General features: G+C 71.6%; 14 protein-coding genes and 1 pseudogene. 7 read left to right on the top strand and 8 right to left on the bottom strand.

Features of this window, described 5'->3' with window-relative positions; all coding sequences use genetic code 11:
- Window positions 1-30: 30 nt before the first annotated feature.
- The 4 genes and pseudogenes from B082_RS0120760 to B082_RS0120745 all read left to right on the top strand — a co-directional run bounded on the left by B082_RS0120760 (window position 31) and on the right by B082_RS0120745 (window position 2,763).
- Window positions 31-624 carry a GNAT family N-acetyltransferase gene (locus B082_RS0120760; RefSeq protein WP_037710603.1) on the top strand — a complete coding sequence of 198 codons (594 nt, stop codon included), beginning with the start codon at window positions 31-33 and terminating at the stop codon, window positions 622-624.
- A 235-nt stretch (window positions 625-859) separates the two neighbouring features.
- A pseudogene (locus B082_RS0120755) lies at window positions 860-1,147 on the top strand (sensor histidine kinase); the annotation flags it as partial.
- On the top strand, window positions 1,144-1,800 hold the full coding sequence (locus tag B082_RS0120750; protein ID WP_018553736.1) for a response regulator: 657 nt from the start codon (window positions 1,144-1,146) through the stop codon (window positions 1,798-1,800). The pseudogene B082_RS0120755 and the gene B082_RS0120750, both read left to right, overlap by 4 nt.
- 228 nt (window positions 1,801-2,028) lie before the next feature.
- Window positions 2,029-2,763: a dienelactone hydrolase family protein gene (locus tag B082_RS0120745; protein WP_018553735.1), complete on the top strand. Its 735-nt coding sequence runs from the start codon at window positions 2,029-2,031 to the stop codon at window positions 2,761-2,763.
- Between the two features lie 15 nt (window positions 2,764-2,778).
- Here B082_RS0120745 and B082_RS0120740 read toward each other — a convergent pair whose 3' ends face one another.
- Window positions 2,779-4,329, bottom strand: a complete 1,551-nt coding sequence (locus B082_RS0120740) for a hypothetical protein (protein WP_018553734.1) — start codon at window positions 4,327-4,329, stop codon at window positions 2,779-2,781.
- A gap of 339 nt (window positions 4,330-4,668) precedes the next feature.
- Between B082_RS0120740 and B082_RS0120735 the strand changes: the two genes are divergently transcribed.
- Both B082_RS0120735 and B082_RS0120730 read left to right on the top strand, forming a co-directional pair.
- A complete protein-coding gene (locus B082_RS0120735) occupies window positions 4,669-5,652 on the top strand; it encodes an SMP-30/gluconolactonase/LRE family protein (RefSeq protein WP_018553733.1) in 984 nt (327 codons plus the stop codon).
- Between the two features lie 273 nt (window positions 5,653-5,925).
- Window positions 5,926-6,981 carry a glycoside hydrolase family 11 protein gene (locus B082_RS0120730; RefSeq protein WP_018553732.1) on the top strand — a complete coding sequence of 352 codons (1,056 nt, stop codon included), beginning with the start codon at window positions 5,926-5,928 and terminating at the stop codon, window positions 6,979-6,981.
- 152 nt (window positions 6,982-7,133) lie between these two features.
- Here the strand turns inward: B082_RS0120730 and B082_RS0120725 are convergent, their stop codons facing one another.
- The 3 genes from B082_RS0120725 to B082_RS0120715 form a co-directional block, all read right to left on the bottom strand.
- Window positions 7,134-8,069: a glycosyltransferase family 2 protein gene (locus B082_RS0120725; protein WP_018553731.1), complete on the bottom strand. Its 936-nt coding sequence runs from the start codon at window positions 8,067-8,069 to the stop codon at window positions 7,134-7,136.
- 192 nt (window positions 8,070-8,261) lie between these two features.
- Window positions 8,262-9,020 carry an SDR family NAD(P)-dependent oxidoreductase gene (locus B082_RS0120720; RefSeq protein WP_018553730.1) on the bottom strand — a complete coding sequence of 253 codons (759 nt, stop codon included), beginning with the start codon at window positions 9,018-9,020 and terminating at the stop codon, window positions 8,262-8,264.
- Window positions 9,021-9,149: 129 nt separating this feature from the next.
- On the bottom strand, window positions 9,150-9,734 hold the full coding sequence (locus B082_RS0120715) for a TetR/AcrR family transcriptional regulator (protein WP_018553729.1): 585 nt from the start codon (window positions 9,732-9,734) through the stop codon (window positions 9,150-9,152).
- Window positions 9,735-10,008: 274 nt separating this feature from the next.
- Between B082_RS0120715 and B082_RS0120710 the strand changes: the two genes are divergently transcribed.
- Window positions 10,009-10,689 (top strand): hypothetical protein, encoded by a 681-nt coding sequence (locus B082_RS0120710; protein ID WP_018553728.1) that lies wholly within the window; start codon window positions 10,009-10,011, stop codon window positions 10,687-10,689.
- 101 nt (window positions 10,690-10,790) lie between these two features.
- Here B082_RS0120710 and B082_RS0120705 read toward each other — a convergent pair whose 3' ends face one another.
- The 4 genes from B082_RS0120705 to B082_RS0120690 form a co-directional block, all read right to left on the bottom strand.
- On the bottom strand, window positions 10,791-11,600 hold the full coding sequence (locus B082_RS0120705; RefSeq protein WP_018553727.1) for an alpha/beta fold hydrolase: 810 nt from the start codon (window positions 11,598-11,600) through the stop codon (window positions 10,791-10,793).
- 311 nt (window positions 11,601-11,911) lie between these two features.
- Window positions 11,912-12,667, bottom strand: a complete 756-nt coding sequence (locus tag B082_RS0120700) for a GOLPH3/VPS74 family protein (RefSeq protein WP_026250009.1) — start codon at window positions 12,665-12,667, stop codon at window positions 11,912-11,914.
- Between the two features lie 355 nt (window positions 12,668-13,022).
- Window positions 13,023-13,394, bottom strand: a complete 372-nt coding sequence (locus tag B082_RS0120695; RefSeq protein WP_026250008.1) for a DUF6193 family natural product biosynthesis protein — start codon at window positions 13,392-13,394, stop codon at window positions 13,023-13,025.
- Window positions 13,395-13,402: 8 nt separating this feature from the next.
- Window positions 13,403-18,196 (bottom strand): RHS repeat-associated core domain-containing protein, encoded by a 4,794-nt coding sequence (locus tag B082_RS0120690; RefSeq protein ID WP_018553725.1) that lies wholly within the window; start codon window positions 18,194-18,196, stop codon window positions 13,403-13,405.
- Window positions 18,197-18,268: the final 72 nt, after the last annotated feature.

Below are 18,268 nucleotides of genomic sequence, written 5' to 3'. Positions count from 1 at the left end.
AGCTAGTGCGAATGCGGGTATGGTTCCCCCATGTCAGCTACGTCGGCTACGCGCCCGCTTCCCGTGACTCTGACCGGCGACCACGTCCGCGTCGAACCGCTCGCCCTCCACCACCTGGACGACCTCTTCGCCGCCGGCGGTGACGACGACGAGGTCTGGCGCTGGCTGGGCAGCCGGACGCCCCGCACCCCGCGGGAGCTGGAGACCAGGCTCGCCGCCCTGCTCGCGGAGGAGTCCTGCGTCCCCTTCGCCGTCATCCACCTGGCGAGCGGCCGGGCGATCGGCTGGACCACCTACCTGGACATCGACGTGGAGCACGAGCGCCTGGAGATCGGCTCCACCTGGTACGGCCGCGCCCACTGGCGCTCGGCGGTCAACACCGAGACGAAGCTGCTCCTGCTCACCCACGCCTTCGAGGAGCTGGGCATGGGCCGCGTCCAGCTGAAGACCGACCACCTCAACGAGCGCTCCCAGAAGGCGATATCCCGCCTCGGCGCCCACCACGAGGGCATCTTGCGCCGCCACCGCCGCCGCCCGGACGGCACCTGGCGCGACACGGTCTACTTCTCCCTGCTCGCCGACGAGTGGCCGGAGACGAAGGCCCGGCTGGAGGGGTGGCTCTGACGCCCCGGCAGGACCAACCGCGAGAAGCCGTACGGGGGCCATCCCCCCCACCCCTCGTCCACCGACCGGTCGACGCCCGGTTCCACCTGCCGGGGCTGTCGGGCGGGGTGCCCCGCGAAACAGCATGGAGGACATGAGACTTCGCCCCGCACATGGCCCGGTGGAGCGCCCGCCACCCGTGGCGCGCGATCGTCGGCTGGTTCCTCTTCGTCCTGCTGTGCCTCGGTGCGGGCATCGCCACGCCCTGCTGCGCTGCACCCAGGAATCGCTGGCCAACATACGCAAGCACGCCGCCGCCTCCACCGTGGGCGTCGTCCTCACCGAACAGTCCGGCGGCGCCGAGCTGGAGATCACCGACGACGGGCGGGGCTTCGTCGTCGCGGACTCCCGGGGCTTCGGCCTGGACGGCATGCGCAAGCGCCTCGCGGAATTCGGCGGCGGGCTCACCGTCACCAGCTCGGTCGGTGACGGCACCCGCATCCTCGCCACCATCCCTCTGAACGACAGGCCCCAGGTGCCATGACGCCCACCTCCGCTGCGGGAGCCGCCCCCCTGCGCATCATCCTGGCCGACGACCACACCGTGATGCGGGCCGGTCTGGCCGCCCTGCCGGGCTGCGAGCCGACGCTCGACATCGTCGGGGAGGCGAGCAACGGCCGCGAGGCGGTCGCCTCGGTCGAGCGGCTGAGCCCGGACGTCGCGCTGCTCGACCTGCGCATGCCGGTCCTCGACGGCCTCGGCGCCACCACCGAGATCGTCGCGAGCCCCGCCCCGACCCGGGTCCTGGTCCTCACCACGTACGACACCGACGCGGACATCGAACGGGGCGTGGAGGCGGGTGCCACCGGCTACCTGCTCAAGGACGCCACCAGGCAGCGGCTGGTGGAGGCCATCCACGCGGCCTCACGCGGCGAGACGGTCCTGGCCCCCCGGGTCGCCCAGCGGCTGGTGGCCAAGATGCGCGGGCCCGCGCCCGTCGCTCTGACCGCCCGTGAGCCGGACGTGCTCGAAGCGGTCGCGGACGGGCTGTCGAACGGGGAGATCGGCCGCCGGCCGTTCATCGGCGAGGCCACGGTGAAGACGCGTCTGCTGCGCGTCTTCGCCAAGCTCGACGTCAACGACCGCACCCGCGAGGTGATGGTCGCGATGAACAGCGGCCTGCTGAAGCGCCGTTAGGCCCGTCTCCGGCGCCGTGCCGGCCCGTTGAACTAGGCTGCGCGATCATGAAGACCGGGACGGCCTCGCGCCACACACGGATCGGTGACCCGGTGCTCCGCTGAGCGCCGGACGGGCCGCTGCCGCCGGCCAGGTGTCCGAGCGGGCGGCCGGAGCTCCCGCCGCGCGGGCTCCGCCTCCGTCGTGTGGGCCGGCAGGGACGACACCTCAACCACGACAGGAGCACTCATGACCGTCAAAACGCTGCACATCCCCACCGAGGACGGGCAGGCCGACGCGATCGCCGCCTTCCCCGACGACGGGGAGCGGCACCCCGGAGTCCTGATGTACGCGGACGCCTTCGGCATCCGGCCGGTGATCCGGGAGATGGCGCGCGAGCTGGCCGGGCACGGCTACTACGTGCTCGTCCCCAACTTCTTCTACCGGGAGGGCCCCACACCCGTGGTCGAGCTTCCCGAGTACATCGGGGAGGAGGCCCGGCCCGCGCTCATCGGCCGGCTGATGCCGCTGATCCAGGCGCACACCGCCGAACGCACGGTGCGCGACGCCGACGCCTACCTCTCGTTCCTGACCGCCCGGCCCGAGGTGGCCGACGGTCCCGTCGGGGTGACGGGCTACTGCATCGGCGGTCTGCTGGCGATGCGCACCGCCGCCGCCCATCCCGGCCGGGTGACCGCGGCCGCTGCCTTCCACGGGCCGGTGGGCGCGGACGGGCCGGGGCTGTTCGACGGGCTCACCGCGCGGGTCCACCTCGGCCACGCCGCGAGCGACCTGACCCCCGAGGCCCTCGCCGAGCTCAACAAGGAGCTGGACGCCGCCGGTGTCGACCACACCTCGGAGATCTATCCCGGCACCGTGCACGGCTTCACCATGTCCGACACCGACGCCTACAGTGCCACCGGGCTGAAACTCCACTGGGACCGCCTGCTCCCGCTCCTGGACGGCGCCCTGCACCACGGCTGAGGTCCCGGGCGCCGGTCAGCAGCCTCCGCTGAAGCGGCCCGGCCCGTACGCCGAGTCCAGCCGGTAGGTCCCGCCCTCCGGCACGGTCAGCCTCGTCCACTCGCCGTCCTGCCGGAGGCAGCCCCCGGCCCCGCCGCCGGCGGTCCGTACGCGCAGCCACGGCGAGTAGGCGATGCGTACGGTCACCGAGCCGGCGCGCGGCATCCGCACGACCAGCGACGCGTCGTCGCCGCTGACGACCGTGGCGGGGGGCGGCGCCAGTGGTGTGGCGTCCCGGACCCGGTAGATGGTCCAGCCGTCGTCCCGCCAGACCTGCTCCAGCCAGGGGAGACCGCTCCTGACCAGCGACGCCTCCGCCTCGGCCGGGCCGTCCGGCTGCCCGTCGTGGAGTACGACATGGCTCACGGCCCACCGGTCCAGCCAGGCCCGGTAGCGGTCCGGGGTGAGCGCGCCCTCGTAGAAGAGCCGACCGCGCTCGACGTCGAGCTGGCGGTTCCAGCCCCGGGCCATGTTGACGTGCGGGGCGAGAACGGCCGCTTCGCGGTGGTTGCGCGCGGGGACGACCTCGACGCGGCCCAGGCGGGCGCCGAGGCGGTCGAGTTCGGCGACGACACCGTCCGTGTGGGAGGCCCAGGCCGGTACGGGGGTGGAGACCCGCAGGTCGTCCACGGTCTTGTCGATGAGCCAGAGCCCGGACAGCACGAGGGCGGCGGACAGCACACCCGTACGCACCCACGCCCTGGCCCGGACGGTGTCGAACACCGCCGCGCACAGCACGGGCACGGCGACGAGACCGAGCAGCCGCTCGACGTTCGTGCCGATCGGGGAGGCGACGAGGAAGGTGAGGAACACGCCGACGGCGTAGACGGCGGCGCCGAATCGCGTCACCCGCCACTCCCGCGTCCGGGGCGCCGCGGCCACGAGCACCGCGCAGATCAGGACCGGCATCCACAACCGGTTCGCGTGCATGGGCTGTTCACCCCGGAACGGGAAGAGCAGCGTGGTCGCCCCGACGACCGCGAAGAACGGCACCATCAGCACGGCCCCCCGCCGCCACCGGCGGTCGAGGAGGTAGGCCGCACCCGTCACGACGAGGAAGAGCCCCGCCACCGGACTCGCCATCGTCGCCAGCGCCCCCGCCACCACGGGGGTGACGACCCGTCCCGCATACAGGCAGGCGACGAGCCCGATGGCGACGCCGAGCGCGAAGGTCGTACGCCCCGACGCGACGTTGCACCACAGGGCGAAGGCGGCGAGCAGCGCGGGGACGAGCGCGTGCCGCATGCCCGTGCGGACGAGGAGGCGGGCCATGAGCCAGGTGGCCGCGAGCCCGGCGACGACGGAGACCGTGCGGACGCCGAGGAGCGCCATGACGTACGAGGAGAAGACGCTGTAGTTGGCGGTGTGCGTGCCCCCGTACCAGAACAGGTTGTACGCCGAGCCCGGGTGCCGCTCGGTGAACCCGGTCCAGGCCAGCTGGGCGGCGAGGTCACCGCCCCCGGTGGCCAGGAGCGCGGCCCACACGGCGTACAGCGGCACGACGGCGGCCACGGCGACGAGCGGCACGCGGTGAACCCGCCACCACGACTGCCGCCCTGCCCCGCGCTCCGGTTCCGGTCGCTCCTGCTCCGGTCGCGCTGGCTCCGCCCGCTCCGGTTCCGGTCGCTCCTGCTCCGGTCGCGCCTGCCCCTGCTCACGTCGCCGCTCGCGGTTTCGCCGCGACCAGTCGTCCGAGCCCGTCCGTACATCTCCACCGACCACCACCGGACAAACCCTAGAGGGCGCCGGGCAGCGGACAGACCGGGTTCAACGGCTCGAACCCGGCGTGTCCCGCGGGGTGCTGTGCCATCTTTCGATCAAGGGATGAAGATCGCGCGGCTGTTGACGGCGAAAGGTGGGAGCGGCATGACCAGCGGAGGTCCCCGGCTGTACGAACTCCTGGACGACCGGTTCCGCGCGGGCCGGTGCATGAACGGGGACGAGAGCCTGGAGGTGTTGTACACGGGTTGCCGGTGGGCCGAGGGCCCGCTGTACGTGCCGGCCTGGCGGCAGGTGGTGTGGAGCGACATCCCCAATGACCGGATGCTGCGGTGGGACGAGGAGACCGGGGCGGTCGGCGTCTTCCGCCGCTCGGCCGGACACCCGAACGGCAACACCCTCGACCGCGAGGGCCGGCTCATCACCTGTGAGCAGGGCAACCGGCGGGTGACGCGGACCGAGCACGACGGCACGGTCACGGTCCTGGCGGACCGCTGGCAGGGCAAGCGGCTGAACAGCCCGAACGACGCGGCGGTGAAGTCCGACGGCTCGATCTGGTTCTCGGACCCGGATTTCGGCATCACCAGCGACTACGAGGGCTACCGCGCCCGGAGCGAGATCGGCGCCGGCAACGTCTACCGCGTCGACCCCTCCACCGGGGAGGTCCGGCTCGTCGCGGACGGCTTCGACGCGCCCAACGGCCTGGTCTTCTCGGCCGACGAGCGGCGGCTCTTCGTCTCCGACACCCGGGCCGGCCTCATCCGCGTCTTCGGCGTCCGGGACGACGGCACGCTCACGGAGGGCAGTGTTTTCGTCGAGGCGGGGCTCCGGCTGGGGGCCCGCTTCGACAACCTCCGCTTCGACGACGGCGGCCGGCTCTGGGCCGCCGCGACGAACGACGGCGTGCACTGCTACGACCCCGACGGCACACTCATCGGCCGGCTCAACGTGCCGGAGGCGGTGGCCAACATCTCCTGGGGCGGAGCAAAGCGGAATCGTCTCTTCATCACGGCGGAGACGAGCCTCTACTCGGTGGTCATGGGTGTCACGGGAACGCACCCGACGGGTCCGGGCCGCCGCCCCTGGCAGCTCCCGGAAGAGCCCGTCCCGACGCCTCCTCCGTGGGCCTGAACGACCCCGCACCGCGCTCCGAAACTTTCGAAACGGGGGCCGTGAGGGCTTCGGGACGCGATCGGTCCCGCGCCAATTCCGGCGCCCCTATTCACGGGAAGGGTGCCGCTGACCTGCTGAGTGTGCCAACTCCCGTACGGCATAAGGCAGTCGAAGCTTTCGCAACTCGTGCCGAAACTATTGACACCCCCTGGGGCCGGTCCAACACTGAGCGCCGTCGGCAGGCCCCCGCCGACGCCGACCTGGTCACGACGACGAGGAGGAGCTCCGCACATGTACGCCACACCCGCACATCCGACGAGCCACCCGCGAGGCCGCACCAGACCGACGAGCGGCCTCAGGCTGTTCATCCGCAGCGCCTTCGCCATGGTGATGGCCGCCGTCGCCGCGATCGCGCTGCCCGGCACGGCCACCGCCGACACGACCGTCACCTCGAACCAGACGGGCACCAACAACGGCTACTACTACTCGTTCTGGACCGACAGTCCCGGTTCCGTTTCGATGAACCTCGGTTCCGGCGGCAGCTACGGCACGTCCTGGAGCAACACCGGGAACTTCGTCGCCGGCAAGGGCTGGAGCACCGGCGGACGTCGCAGCGTGACCTACTCCGGCTCCTTCAACCCGTCGGGCAACGCCTATCTGGCCCTCTACGGCTGGTCGCAGAACCCGCTCGTGGAGTACTACATCGTCGACAACTGGGGCACCTACCGGCCCACCGGAACCTTCAAGGGGACGGTCACCAGCGACGGCGGCACGTACGACATCTACGAGACGACGCGGACCAACGCGCCCTCCATCGAAGGCACCAAGACCTTCCAGCAGTACTGGAGCGTCCGGCAGTCCAAGCGGACCGGCGGCACCATCACCACCGGCAACCACTTCGACGCCTGGGCCCAGCACGGCATGAACCTCGGCTCCTTCAACTACATGATCATGGCCACCGAGGGCTACCAGAGCAGCGGCAGCTCCAGCATCACGCTCGGCAGCGGCTCCGGCGGCGGCGACAACGGCGGAGGCGACAACGGCGGAGGCGACAACGGCGGAGGAGGCAACAACGGGGGTGGCGGCTGCACCGCGACCCTGTCCGCCGGTCAGCAGTGGGACGACCGGTACAACCTGAACGTCGCGGTCTCCGGATCCAGCAACTGGACCGTGACGATGAACGTCCCGTCCCCCGAGAAGATCCTCTCCACCTGGAACATCAGCGCCAGTTACCCCAGCGCCCAGGTGCTGACCGCCAAACCGAACGGCAGCGGCAACAACTTCGGCGTCACCATCCAGACCAACGGCACCTGGACCTGGCCCACGGTCTCCTGCAGCGCGAGCTGACCGCCCGCGCACCCCTCACCGGCACGACCGGGGCGGCGGCCACCCACCGCCGCCCCACCACCCTTCCCCCCACCACGCTTCCCCCCTCCCTCCCCTGCCCCCTCCCTCCTTCCCCCCCTCCCCCTCCCCCTCCCCCTTTCCCTCTTCCCCCGTCAGAGGATGGGCGGGCGCCCCAGGCGGGTCATCCGCCACACCGTCCGCCACCGCATCGGCGCCCGCTCCCCGGCCGGTGTCCTGACCCCCTCTGCGAACCCGCCCCACCACGCCTTCAGCCCGGTCAGCGAGCGCATCCGCACCATGGCGAGGGTGATCCAGACACCGAGGTAGACCGGGATCAGCGGAGCCGGGAGCCGCCTGCGGGCGAGCCACACCCGGTTCCGCGCGGTGTTCCGGTAATACACCGCGTGCCTGGCCGGCGACGTCCTCGGATGCTGGAGCACGAGACCGGGTTCGTAGCGGATGTCCCACCCTCCGTCGAGCGCCCGCCACGCGAGGTCCGTCTCCTCGTGACCGAAGAAGAACTCCCCCGGCCACAGCCCGATCTGCCGGAGCATGGGCACCGAGAAGGCGTGCCCGCCGCCGAGGAACGCGGTCACCGGGCCCCCGCGCATCGGATCGCCCGCCCGCAGCCTGGGCACCCAGCGCCGCTCGGTCTGCCCCTGCTCGTCCGCGACCCGGAACCCGACGATCCCCAGCCCGGGGTCCTGCACGAAGAGCCGCCGCACCTCGCGGAACACGTCGCCCGCGATGAGCAGCCCGTCGTCGTCCAGCTCGACCACGACATCGACCTCGCCCGATTCGCACAGCCTCTCCAGCCCGACGTTGCGCCCGCCGGGACAGCCCAGATTCTCGACGAGCGGCACTTTGGTCACGCGGGTCGCCCCTGGCGTGGTCCGGTCCGGGGCGCCCACCGGGCCGGCCATGCTCAGGAGATCGGTCGCGACGTCGTCCAGGGAGGTCGCGTTACCCACGAGGACCACGCGCTCGGCCGCGACGTCCTGCTTCGCCACCGAGGCGAGGAGCGCCTCCAGTTCGCGGGGGCGGGTCCCCATGGTCACGATGACGACCCCGATACGCGGCAACGGCATGGCGGCACACTCCACTGATCGACAAGGCGCAATGGGCCGCCACACATGGTCCGGCCCGGCACGGACCGCCCCGATGCTAGGCCGTATCGGTTGCGGTATCCGTATCCATATCCGTATCCGTATCCGTATCCGTGTCAGTATCGGCATTCGTATCCGCCGGGGGCGTGGTCGGCGGGCCGGTCACGCGCCCCGTCATGCCGACGCTCCGCTGTCGATGACCAGGTCGGTGCCGACCACCGCGCCGGCCGAGGGCGAGGCGAGGTACAGCACGGCGGCCGCCACCTCCTCGGCCTCCGCGAGCCGGCCGAGCGGGTTCTGCGTCTTCACCCGCTCCGTCCGCTCGGCTTCCGTCTCGCCGGGGCGCAGGGACATGGGCGCGGCGGAGGCTCCCGGGCTGACCGCGTTGATCCGGATGCCCTGGTGGATGTGGTCGAGCGCGGCGGCGCGGGTCAGCGCGGAGACGGCCGCTTTCGAGGCGATGTAGGCGGCGGCATGGGGTATGCGCTGATGGGCGCCGAGGTTGGAGGCGATATTGACGATGACCCCGCCGCCGTGGTCCCGCATGTGCGCGATCTCGTGCTTCATGGCCAGCCAGACGCCGGTGACGTTGGTCCGTAGCACCGCGTCCCAGTCCTCCTCGCTCATGTCTGCCACCGGGCCCGCGCCCCGGAGTATCCCGGCGTTGTTGACGGCGATGTGGAGCCCGCCGAAGCGTGTGGCGCTCTCCTGTACGAGGTGGTGGACCTGGTCCGATTCGGTGACGTCGGCGGTGACGGCGGTCGCCGTGCCCCCGGCCGCCCCGATGAGGTCCACCGTCTCGTCCAGGGTCGCCCGGGTGCGTCCCGCGACCACCACGGAGGCGCCCTCGGCTGCGAAGGCGAGCGCGGTGGCGCGGCCGAGGCCGGAGCCGCCACCCGTGACGAGCGCGGTCCTGCCGATGAAGCGGTTCACTGGTCCAACTCCTCTGTGCGTGCGTGCGTGCATGCGTGCGTGCATGCGTGTGGCATGTGCGGAGCGATATTGGATCGATCGGTCCAATATGAGGGAATGAGTGGTCGCCGGGGTCCCGGCGAGGGTCGTTCAGTCCAGCAGGCTCAGCGCCTGCTCCGTGGCGTCCCGCACTCTGGCGGGATCGCTCGACGCCTTGCCGACGACCCGCACGCCCTGGAGCAGCACGAGCAGCATCCGGGCCAGTGCGCGCGGTTCGCGGTCCTCGGGCAGCTCGCCCTGGGCCTGGGCCCGTATGAGCGCGGAGTGGAGCGGGGTTTCGAGGTGCTCCCAGCTGAGCTCGACCCGGCGGGCGGCCGCAGGGTCGTGCGGGGCCAGCTCGGTGGCCGTGTTGGTGATCAGGCAGCCGCTCAACCGGCCTTCGACGGTCGATGCCTCCTCCGCGAAACGCCGGACCATGGCCCGGATCGCGGGGAGGGCGGGTCCCGGCTGGGACAGCTCGGAGAGGAGGAGCGGATCGCGCTCCTCCGCGTATCTGTCCATGGCCTTCAGGTACAGGTCGTGCTTGTTCCCGAAGGTGGCGTAGATGCTGGCCCGGCCGATGCCGAGGTGCTCGACGAGGTCGGCCATCGACGTCGCTTCGTAACCCCGCTGCCAGAACAGCTCAAGGGCTGACTGCAGCGCGGCTTCCGGATCGAATTCCTTGGTCCTGGCCACATCCAAGAGCGTAGGCCGATCTGGAACGATCGGTCAATTAACTCTTTGGGGTGATCGTTTCGACGCGTATCCTCCGCACTTTCGTCACGAATTCGTCACTTCCGGAGGATTGTCTTCCAGCGCGTCAGGGCGTCCCGATACGGTCATGCCCTCACGAAACGCACTTGGGGGACGAATGAGTTGGAACGATGGCACTCAGCCACCGTGGGGTCAACCGGCGCCGCAGCCGAAGACACCGCCGTCGGGGCTGCCCGGCTGGGCACGCAAGCGCGTCGTGATTCCCTGCGCAGCCGGTCTGTTCCTCTTCGGTGCCGTCGCCGGCAGCGCCGGAAGCGGCGGGACCGAGAACGCCGACAGCGCAACGCCCGTCCCCACCGCCACGGTTACGGTCACGGCCCAGCCTGCGGCCACCACCGCGTCCGACGAGCCGCCCGCTCCGAAGGGGACGACCAGGCCCGCCGACGACAACGCGGGCGGCGAGGTCCCCGTGCCGGACTTCGTCGGCATGGGGCTCCAGTCCGCGCAGGACGCGGCCCAGGCCAAGGGCTTCCACGTGCTGTCGTCCCACGACAGCCTCGGGCGGGACCGGATGCAGGTGCTCGACCGGAACTGGAAGGTCTGCTTCCAGAGCGTCAAGGCCGGCGAACCCGCCGCTACGGACACCGAGTTGGACTTCGGTTCGGTGAAGACCGAGGAGAACTGCCCGGCCCGCGACGAGAAGCCGCCGACGGTCGAGGGCGGCAGGATGCCGGACCTCGCGGGCAAGTCGGTGAAGGCCGCACGAGGCGCACTCGACTCGGGGACCTCGCTCACGGTGACGGACGCGGCCGAGGACCGCATGGTGCTGATGGAGAGCAACTGGAAGGTCTGCACCCAGGTGCCCGACGCGGGAACGAAGCTGAACGGGCAGCCGGTCGAGATCACCGCGGTGAAGTTCGAGGAGAGCTGCCCGTAGTGTGCGCGGCCCGGCCGTCATCCACCGGACCACCGCCCGGCCGGCCCGACTCGCTCCAGACAGTTCCGGTCACCCGGTCAGCCGGTCACCCGGTCACCCGGTCAGCCGGTCACCCGGTCACGGAGGAAGTCCAGCAGCACCCGGTTGAAGCGGTCCGGCTGCTCGGCTCCGGGCAGGTGGCCGGCGCCCTCGATGACGTGCAGAGTCGCGTGCGGCGCGAGGCGGGTGATGGTCTCCGCGTCGGCGACCGGTGTGTAGGCGTCGTCGGCGCCGACGACGACCAGCACGGGGCAGGGAGTGGCGGCCAGTGTGTCGCGGTAGTCGGCGCGTTCGGCGCGGCCGCGGAGAGCCGCCGCCGCCCCACGGGGGTCGGTGGCGCGCATCATGCCGAGGACGTGCGCGGCGACCTCCGGAAGCGCGGTGACGTTGTAGGAGGCGAGCATCTTGCCGATGACCTCGTCCGCGTACCCGTCCATGCCCTCGGCGAGCAGCCGGTCGGCCAGTTGGTTGCGGAACGTCCGGCCCTCGGGTGTCTCGGCGGGAGCCGAGGTGTCCGACAGGACGAGTGCGCGAACGCGGGAGGCGTGGCGGCGCTGGACCTCCATGGCGATCTGGCCGCCCATGGAGACCCCGCCGACGACGGCCCGGTCGATGCCGAGCAGGTCCAGGAGGCCGACGAGGTCGTCGGCGAAGTCGGACAGGTACACCTGGCCCGGGGTGACATCGCTGGCGCCGTATCCGCGCAGGTCCGGAGTGATGACGCGGTGGCCCGCCGCGGTGAGCGCGGCGCTCTGCGGTGTCCACAGGGTGCGGTTGAAGGGGTGCCCGTGGATCAGCAGCACCGGCAGCCCGGTCGAGGGGCCGAGGTCGTCGTAGTGCAGCGTCGCGCCGTTCACCGTCGCGTGGCTCATGTTCCGTCCCTGGCAGCCGGGTTGAATCGGACGTGTCGTGTGTGGTGGCTCGGTGGGCGTCCGATGCCGCCCCTGCCGGGCCGGTGGAGGACGCCACCCGGCGTACGTACCCCGGGCCCTGGCGGAACCGGGACCGGGAGGCCTCCAGCGTATCGGCCCGTGCGGCCGCGTCCGCTGCGATGCCGTCCGCGCGTGCTCCGCAAGGCTGTTGCGCATGCGGGGAGGTCACGGCTCAGTCCCCAGGACCGTTGCGCATGCGGAGAGGCCACGGCTCAGTCCCCAGGACCGTTGTGCATGCGGGAGGTTGCCGCTCAGTCCCCGCCGCCACCGTCCCCGCCGTCGCTGCCGCCGTCGCCGTTGAAGATCCAGCTCAAGGGGTTCCAGCCCGTTCCCTCGGCGAGCGGTTCGGCGCCGCCCCGGGGGCGCGGGGCCGGCCCCCGGGCCTCGTTGACCAGGTCGCGCACGGTGCGGGCTATCGGGTCCCGTCGGGCGACGAGGGCCAACTCGCCGCGCAGCCGGTGGCGTTCGTCTCCCGGCAGCAGGGCGTCGGCCAGCCCGGTCGCACCGGCGAACGCGGCCAGCAACTGGTCCCGCCCGTCGCCCGACGCGCCGTTCACCACGGCGGTCACCCGCTCCCGCGCGGGAGAGGTCCGGTCGTCCGGGCCCGCGGGATGGCGGCGCTGCGCGACGATCCCCAGCGCCCGGCTGCGCTCCTCGTGCAGGGCGCCACGCGCGATCAGCCGGTGCCGCCACACCTCGTCGCTCCGGCCGTCGATGGTCTTCACTGCCGCCGTGTCACGTATCCAGCGCGGCAGCTTCTGGCCCTTGCGACGCTTGGCCAGACCCGTCAGCGCCGCGTCCAGCAGGGCGTCACCGACCGGCGGGGCCCCCAGCGCGATGATCCGGTCGTTGTCCACGGCCACCCGGCCCGCGAGCACCAACTCGGCGGCGAGCGCACCCGCGAGGCCGAGACGCAGCAGGTGGGGGCGGCACAGGGCCCGGCCCTCGACAGGGTCGTACGCGAGCAGCAGTAGCTCCTCGGGAAGTGTGAAGTGCTGCACGAACACGACGGCGGATCCTCCCCGGAACACAACGGACGAGGCCCCATATTCGCACGCACCCGCGAACGCCCCCCGAGGGGAAGGGCGGGGACCGGCGCCCGCGCACGCCCGCCCGCAGTGCCGTTCCGCTCAGAGGCCGGCGGCCCCGCGCACGCCTGCCCGCGGTGCGGTTCCGCTCAGAGGCCGGCGGCCCCGCGCACGCCTGCCCGCGGTGCGGTTCCGCTCAGAGGCCGGCGGCCCGCGCACGCCTGCCCGCGGTGCGGTTCCGCTCAGAGGCCGGCGGCCCGCGCACGCCTGCCCGCGGTGCGGTTCCGCTCAGAGGCCGGCGGCCCGCGCACGCCCGCCCGCGGTGCCGTTCCTCTCAGAGGTCGTCGGCCGTTCCGTCGATGGCGGGGCCGGTTCCCTCCGGGAGGTTGGCGACGATCAGTTCAACGGCCTCCTCCACGGTTTCGGGCTCGCCGAGCACGGTGCGGTCGGAATTGCGGATCACCATGAATCCACCACCGGCACGGCGGAACAGGGCGCCCACATCCTTGGTCCAGGGGAAGCGAATGCACCGATGGAGGTACAGGGCGCCGTGGCTGACCATCGGGGACAGTTCCCGCAGGCGGGGGTGGGCGTAAGCGGCCCGGGGCATGGCCGGGTCGATCAGCCCTTCGTCGGATTCGAGGATGTACTTCCATTTCGCCGCGACAATGTCCGCGGCTCGCATCCGGTCCTCTTCGTCGGTCATGCGGTGCTTCATCTCTTTCCGGGCTTGGGCGGCTGAATCTCGGGAATATCCGGCTTCGGGACCTTGATTTCTTCATTGCCCGAGTACCAACGTATTTCCTCCCAGGGGCGCCCGAGCGGCGGGTCGTCGCCGTACTCCATGCTGGACTCGTACATCCGCACATTGCGTGCCACGATGTTCATCTCCCAGGCCGTGCCGAAACCTTCCTCGGGATAGGTCCCCGGGTTGGTGCCGTACTGCTGTCCGTTCCGGACGGCGGTCCGGAAGGCGTCCACGATGGTCTCCGGGGTGTTCCAGTTGCCGCGCTCGCCGTTGCTGTTGGGCATCCCGTCGAGGGTGATGGACAAGGTGGTGTCACGGTCGCCCACCGCGGCCATCACGTTCGTCATCCACACGGGCCCGGACGGCTCGATACCGGCGTAGTCGTCCCCGTTGTACGTATGGGCTCCCGGATCACCGTTGGCGCGCAGGTGCTCGGCCAGCGAGTTCGAGGCGTTGGTGGGTTCCTGGTTCACTCCCAGCACCACACTGTGGCGGTGCTCCCCGCTGCGGTGCGGGCAGCCGGCGAGCCCCAGCGGGTCGATCGAACCGGTGGGGTTGTCGACGTAGGTGACCGCGTTCGGCGCCGGGGCCAGACCGAGGGGGTCGGGGGAGAGATAGCGGCCGGACTCGGGGTCGTAATGGCGGTGGCGGTTGTAGTGGAGGCCCGATTCGGGGTCGAAGTACTGGCCCGGGAAGCGCAGCGGGGTGTACGCGCCGGCGTCGCGGTTCCACGAGGTGGTGCCCCACAGCGTGGTGCGGGTGCGCCACGCCACGGCGCCGTGCTCGTCCAGGAGTTCACGGGGCGTGCCCACCAGGTCGGTGACGATCGCGAAGAAGCGGCGGTCGGTCTCCGCCCGGTCCAGGAGCCGTCGTTCCACCTGGCTCACCGGCTGTACGCCGTTGTGGTCCCAGGTGAGGGCGACGGACTCCGGGGAGCCGGCCACGGAGGTGGCCTGTTCGCAGAGGACGTCGCCGTCCCAGGTGAAGGCCACCTCCTCGACGACCGTCGCCCCGTCGCCCGCCAGGCGCTGTTTGGCGGTGCGGCGCCCCAGCGCGTCGTAGCGGTAGCGCCAGCGTGTGCCGTCCGGTGTGGTCACCGAGACCAGCCGGTCCTCGGCGTCCCAGCCGTAGCGCCAGGTGTCGGGTTTGCGGGAGAGGCGGGCCTTCTGCCGCAGCACCACCCGGCCCTGGGCGTCGTACTCGTAACGGCAGCGGCCCGCCCGGGTCATGCGCGTGCCGGTGTACTCGCGCTCCCCGGTGGCGTCGTCCGCACCGGGCCAGGAGGCACTGGTCTGGTTCCCGGACTCGTCGTACGCGTACCGCTCCGACCAGTTCTCCGCGGTGACACCGCTGACCCGGCCGTCGCCGGTGACGTCCAGCCGCTTGCGGCCGGCGCCCGGCTCCTCGACGGAGGTGAGGTGCCCGTCGGCGCGGTACGCGTACGAGCGGCGCTGGAGCGTCCGGTCGTCGCGGGTGCGGACCCGCTGGTCCACCAGGCGTCCCACCGGGTCGTACGCCGACTCGACGGTCAGCGCGTCACCGATACGGCGTGACGTCTCGCGGCCCGTCCCGTCGAAGTCGAAGGCCACCCGGTGACCGGAGGCGTTCAGCTCGGCGCCGAGGCCTGCCGGGAAGGACCAGGTGCTGACCGCCCCGGAAGGGGTGACCCGGCGGACCCGGCGCCCGGCCGCGTCGTAGGTGTTGCTCAGCTCGCGGCCGTCGCAGACCTCACTGAGCACCCGGCCCGAGGCGTCGCGGACGAAGGACAGCGCGCTGCCCGGGGCGGTCGCCGAGGCGAGGCGGCCGTGGACGTCGTAGGTGAAGCGGGTGACGGTGCCGTCGGCGTCCTTGGCGACGACACGGCCCGCCCGGTCGCGCTCGTAGCGGACAGTCTGGCCGAGGCCGTTCGTACGGGAGACGAGCCGGCCGCAGGCGTCGTGCGCGTAGCGGAGGGTACGGCCGTCGTAGTCGGTCTCCGTGCTGGTGCGTCCGGCCGCGTCGTAGGTGTAGTCCCAGGTGAGGCCCTGCGGATTGGTGACGCGGGTCAGGCGCAGCTCGGTGTCGTGGGCGAACTCCTGCCGGGCGCCGTCCGGCGTGGTGCGGGCGGAGACCAGCCCGAAGTGCGTGTACTCGAAGCGGGTCTCGCCGCCCGCCGCGTCGGTGTGGACGAGGCAGTTGCCCTCGCCGTCGTACGTCCACGACTGCCGGGCGCCGTCGGGGCCGGTCTGCCGGGCGAGCTTGCCCTCGACGGTCCATTCCAGTTCGGTGGTGCGGCCCTCGGGGTCGATGATCCGCACCACGCGCCCGAACGCGTCGCGGACGTACCGGGTGACCGTCCCGAGCGGTCCGCGCACCGCGAGCGGCAGCCCGGCCGGGTCGCAGCGCAGCCGGTCCAGGGCGCCGAGGGTGTCGTAGACCCCGGTGAGCCGGCCCTTCGGGTCGTGGGTGAGGCGGGTCGTCGTGCCGTTCGGCCGGGTGAAGAGAGTCGGGTTGCCCCGGTCGTCGTACTCCTGGCGCGAGATCCCGCCGTCGGGCCCGGTGACGACGGTGATCTGGTGCAGCTCGTTGTACTCGATCCCGGCGGTGCTGCCGTCGGGGTGCTCGATCCGGACCAGGTTCCCGTGGTCGTCGTAGCCGTGGGTGGTGGTCCGGCCGAGCCGGTCGGCCAGGGTGAGCAGCCGGTCGTGGCGGTCGAAGGTGCGGCGGGTGATGCCGCCGGCCGCGTCGGTCTCCGCGACCGCCTGGAGCCGGGCGTTGAAGTAGTGGGTCCTGGTGGCGCCGACGGAGTTCGTGTACCGGGTGACGCGGTCGCCCGTCTGCGGATGCGTGCCGTACGTGAACGTGGACGACTGGTAGCCGTCCGGGCCGACCGTGCGGACCACCCGGCCGGCGTCGTCGTACACATAGCGGAACGTGGAGTCGTTGCGGTCGGTCCACGTCGTGATCCGGGCGTCCTCGTCGTACGTGAAACGCAGCGGCAGCCCGGAGGAGTTGACGACACCGACGAGGTTCCCCGGCCCGTCGTAGAGGTAACGCGTCACGGTGACCGGGCCGTCGGGCGTACGCAGGGACAGCTCGCGGACCCGGCCGGCTTCGACGGCCAGGTCGATCCGGTAGCCGCCGGAGTGGGCGATCGTCGCCGGACTGCCGTCGCTGCCGCGCTCGAAGGTGATCCGGTTGAGGTTGCGGTCCTCGACGGAGCTGAGCCAGTAGGCCGGCGACTCGCGGTACGGGCCACCGCGGAACGTACGCGTCAGACCGGTGACCGGGTCGGTGACGTGATAGGAGGACTCCCCGTTGTCCTGTCCGCCGTGCGTCAGGGGGATCCTGGCCCCCTCGACGGGCAGGACACCGTCGTCGTCCCCGGGCAGCGGCAGCCGGGGATAGACCAGGAGCGAACCGTCCTCCCGCGCCCACACCGCGCCCGCGCCGACCGGGTCCAGCTCGATCCGCTCGTCCAGCGTGGACGCCCAGCTGCGGCCGAACCAGTGCCCGAAGCGGTAGCCGGAGAGGTGGGTGCGGCGCAGGGCGAGCGGAAGGACACCGGGCAGGGCCACATCGGTCTGCGACAGGGTCATCTCCCCGGTGGCGACGTCCACCGGGTCGTTCTCGCAGACCTTCTTGTCCAGCGAGATGCTGTGCCGGCGCGGCTCGTCCTTGGCGTCCCTCAGCGCGTCGCCCTTGGAGTGACCGGACTCCCGGCGCGACCGGGGATGCGGGACGGTGTCGCTCCCGCGGTCGTCCTTGGGGCGCACCTTGTCGAGCCCGTCCTTGATGTCCAGGTCGATCTTCTTCTGCGCCTCGGATATCTCCTTGACCGCCTTCGGCAGCTCCTCGCCGAGGTGGGAGCCCATCGCCTTGTTGGCCTTGCCGAGCGCCTTCATCGCCTTGTCGATCACGGGGTCCAGCGCGCCGGCGATGTCGTCCCTGCCCCGGGTCCGGCCGTGATGCGTCCTGGCCTTGGTCAGCTTGCCCGCGGTCTTCCCGTGTACGTCGACACTGACCAGCCTCAGGCTGGTGCCGGCCCGGTCATGCTCTCCGTGCTCGATGTGCACGCCCTTGCCCGGCGGGGTCCCGGCACCGCCGCCGCCACCGGCCGAGTCGAGCTGGAAGGAGTCCTTGGCCCCCTGCACCCCTTCCTTGAAGCCCTCCTTGCCCGAATCGCCGACCTGGCTCATGTCGACGCCGTCCTGCAACCCGAGCACGTTGGCGCCGAGCTGGACCGCCAGGTCGGCGGCCATGTTCTCCAGCGCGGCGACGGCCGGTTCGGTGAGCGCGGAGACGATGTAGCTGACGACCTCCTCCAGGCACTCCTTGATGACCCGGCGGATGGCCTGCTGCGCGATGGCGATGGCCCCGCCGCCGATGAGCATCGACAGCCCACCGGTCACGGGGATCAGGGCCAGCGAGATGCCCGCCTTGCCGGCCAGCACGCCGAGGTGGACCAGCGCCGCGTACTTCATGGCTTCGATCGCCGCGGCCGCGTTGTCCAGGGCGCCGGCGATGGTACGGGCCCCGCTCGCGAGATCCCTTACGTGCTTGTCCTTGACCTTGCCCCAGTGCCCGCCGAGCGCGTCGAGAGCTTCGCCGTACCCGGACGAGAGCAAACGTTGCACATGCTGGTTGGCAAGGTATCCATCGTCCTCCACGTCCTCTGCGAACTCCCGGAGGGCGTCGGCCATGTCCCGGTACGCGTCCTCGTCGACGTTCGGCCAGCTGACTCCGATGACGTCAAGCAGGGTGTCGGCCCAATCGGGCACGGTTACAGACACAGCGCGAAATCCCCCCGTGCGCAACAGTGTTCACTGAGTGCGTGTGCGAACAGGATGTCA

Source organism: Streptomyces sp. ATexAB-D23 (genome assembly GCF_000373645.1).
GTDB classification, from domain to species: Bacteria; Actinomycetota; Actinomycetes; order Streptomycetales; family Streptomycetaceae; genus Streptomyces; species Streptomyces castrisilvae.
The sequence above is the reverse complement of the archived record's forward strand: the minus strand, read 5'-3'. Positions and strand labels throughout refer to the sequence as shown.

What these genes read in the sequence shown, in the direction of transcription:
- B082_RS0120760 (WP_037710603.1), top strand. Translation starts at nt 31, where the DNA reads ATGTCAGCTACGTCGGCTACGCGCCCGCTTCCCGTGACTCTGACCGGC.
- B082_RS0120750 (WP_018553736.1), top strand. Translation starts at nt 1,144, where the DNA reads ATGACGCCCACCTCCGCTGCGGGAGCCGCCCCCCTGCGCATCATCCTG.
- B082_RS0120745 (WP_018553735.1), top strand. Translation starts at nt 2,029, where the DNA reads ATGACCGTCAAAACGCTGCACATCCCCACCGAGGACGGGCAGGCCGAC.
- B082_RS0120735 (WP_018553733.1), top strand. Translation starts at nt 4,669, where the DNA reads ATGACCAGCGGAGGTCCCCGGCTGTACGAACTCCTGGACGACCGGTTC.
- B082_RS0120730 (WP_018553732.1), top strand. Translation starts at nt 5,926, where the DNA reads ATGTACGCCACACCCGCACATCCGACGAGCCACCCGCGAGGCCGCACC.
- B082_RS0120725 (WP_018553731.1), bottom strand. Translation starts at nt 8,069, where the DNA reads ATGCCGTTGCCGCGTATCGGGGTCGTCATCGTGACCATGGGGACCCGC.
- B082_RS0120705 (WP_018553727.1), bottom strand. Translation starts at nt 11,600, where the DNA reads ATGAGCCACGCGACGGTGAACGGCGCGACGCTGCACTACGACGACCTC.
- B082_RS0120695 (WP_026250008.1), bottom strand. Translation starts at nt 13,394, where the DNA reads ATGACCGACGAAGAGGACCGGATGCGAGCCGCGGACATTGTCGCGGCG.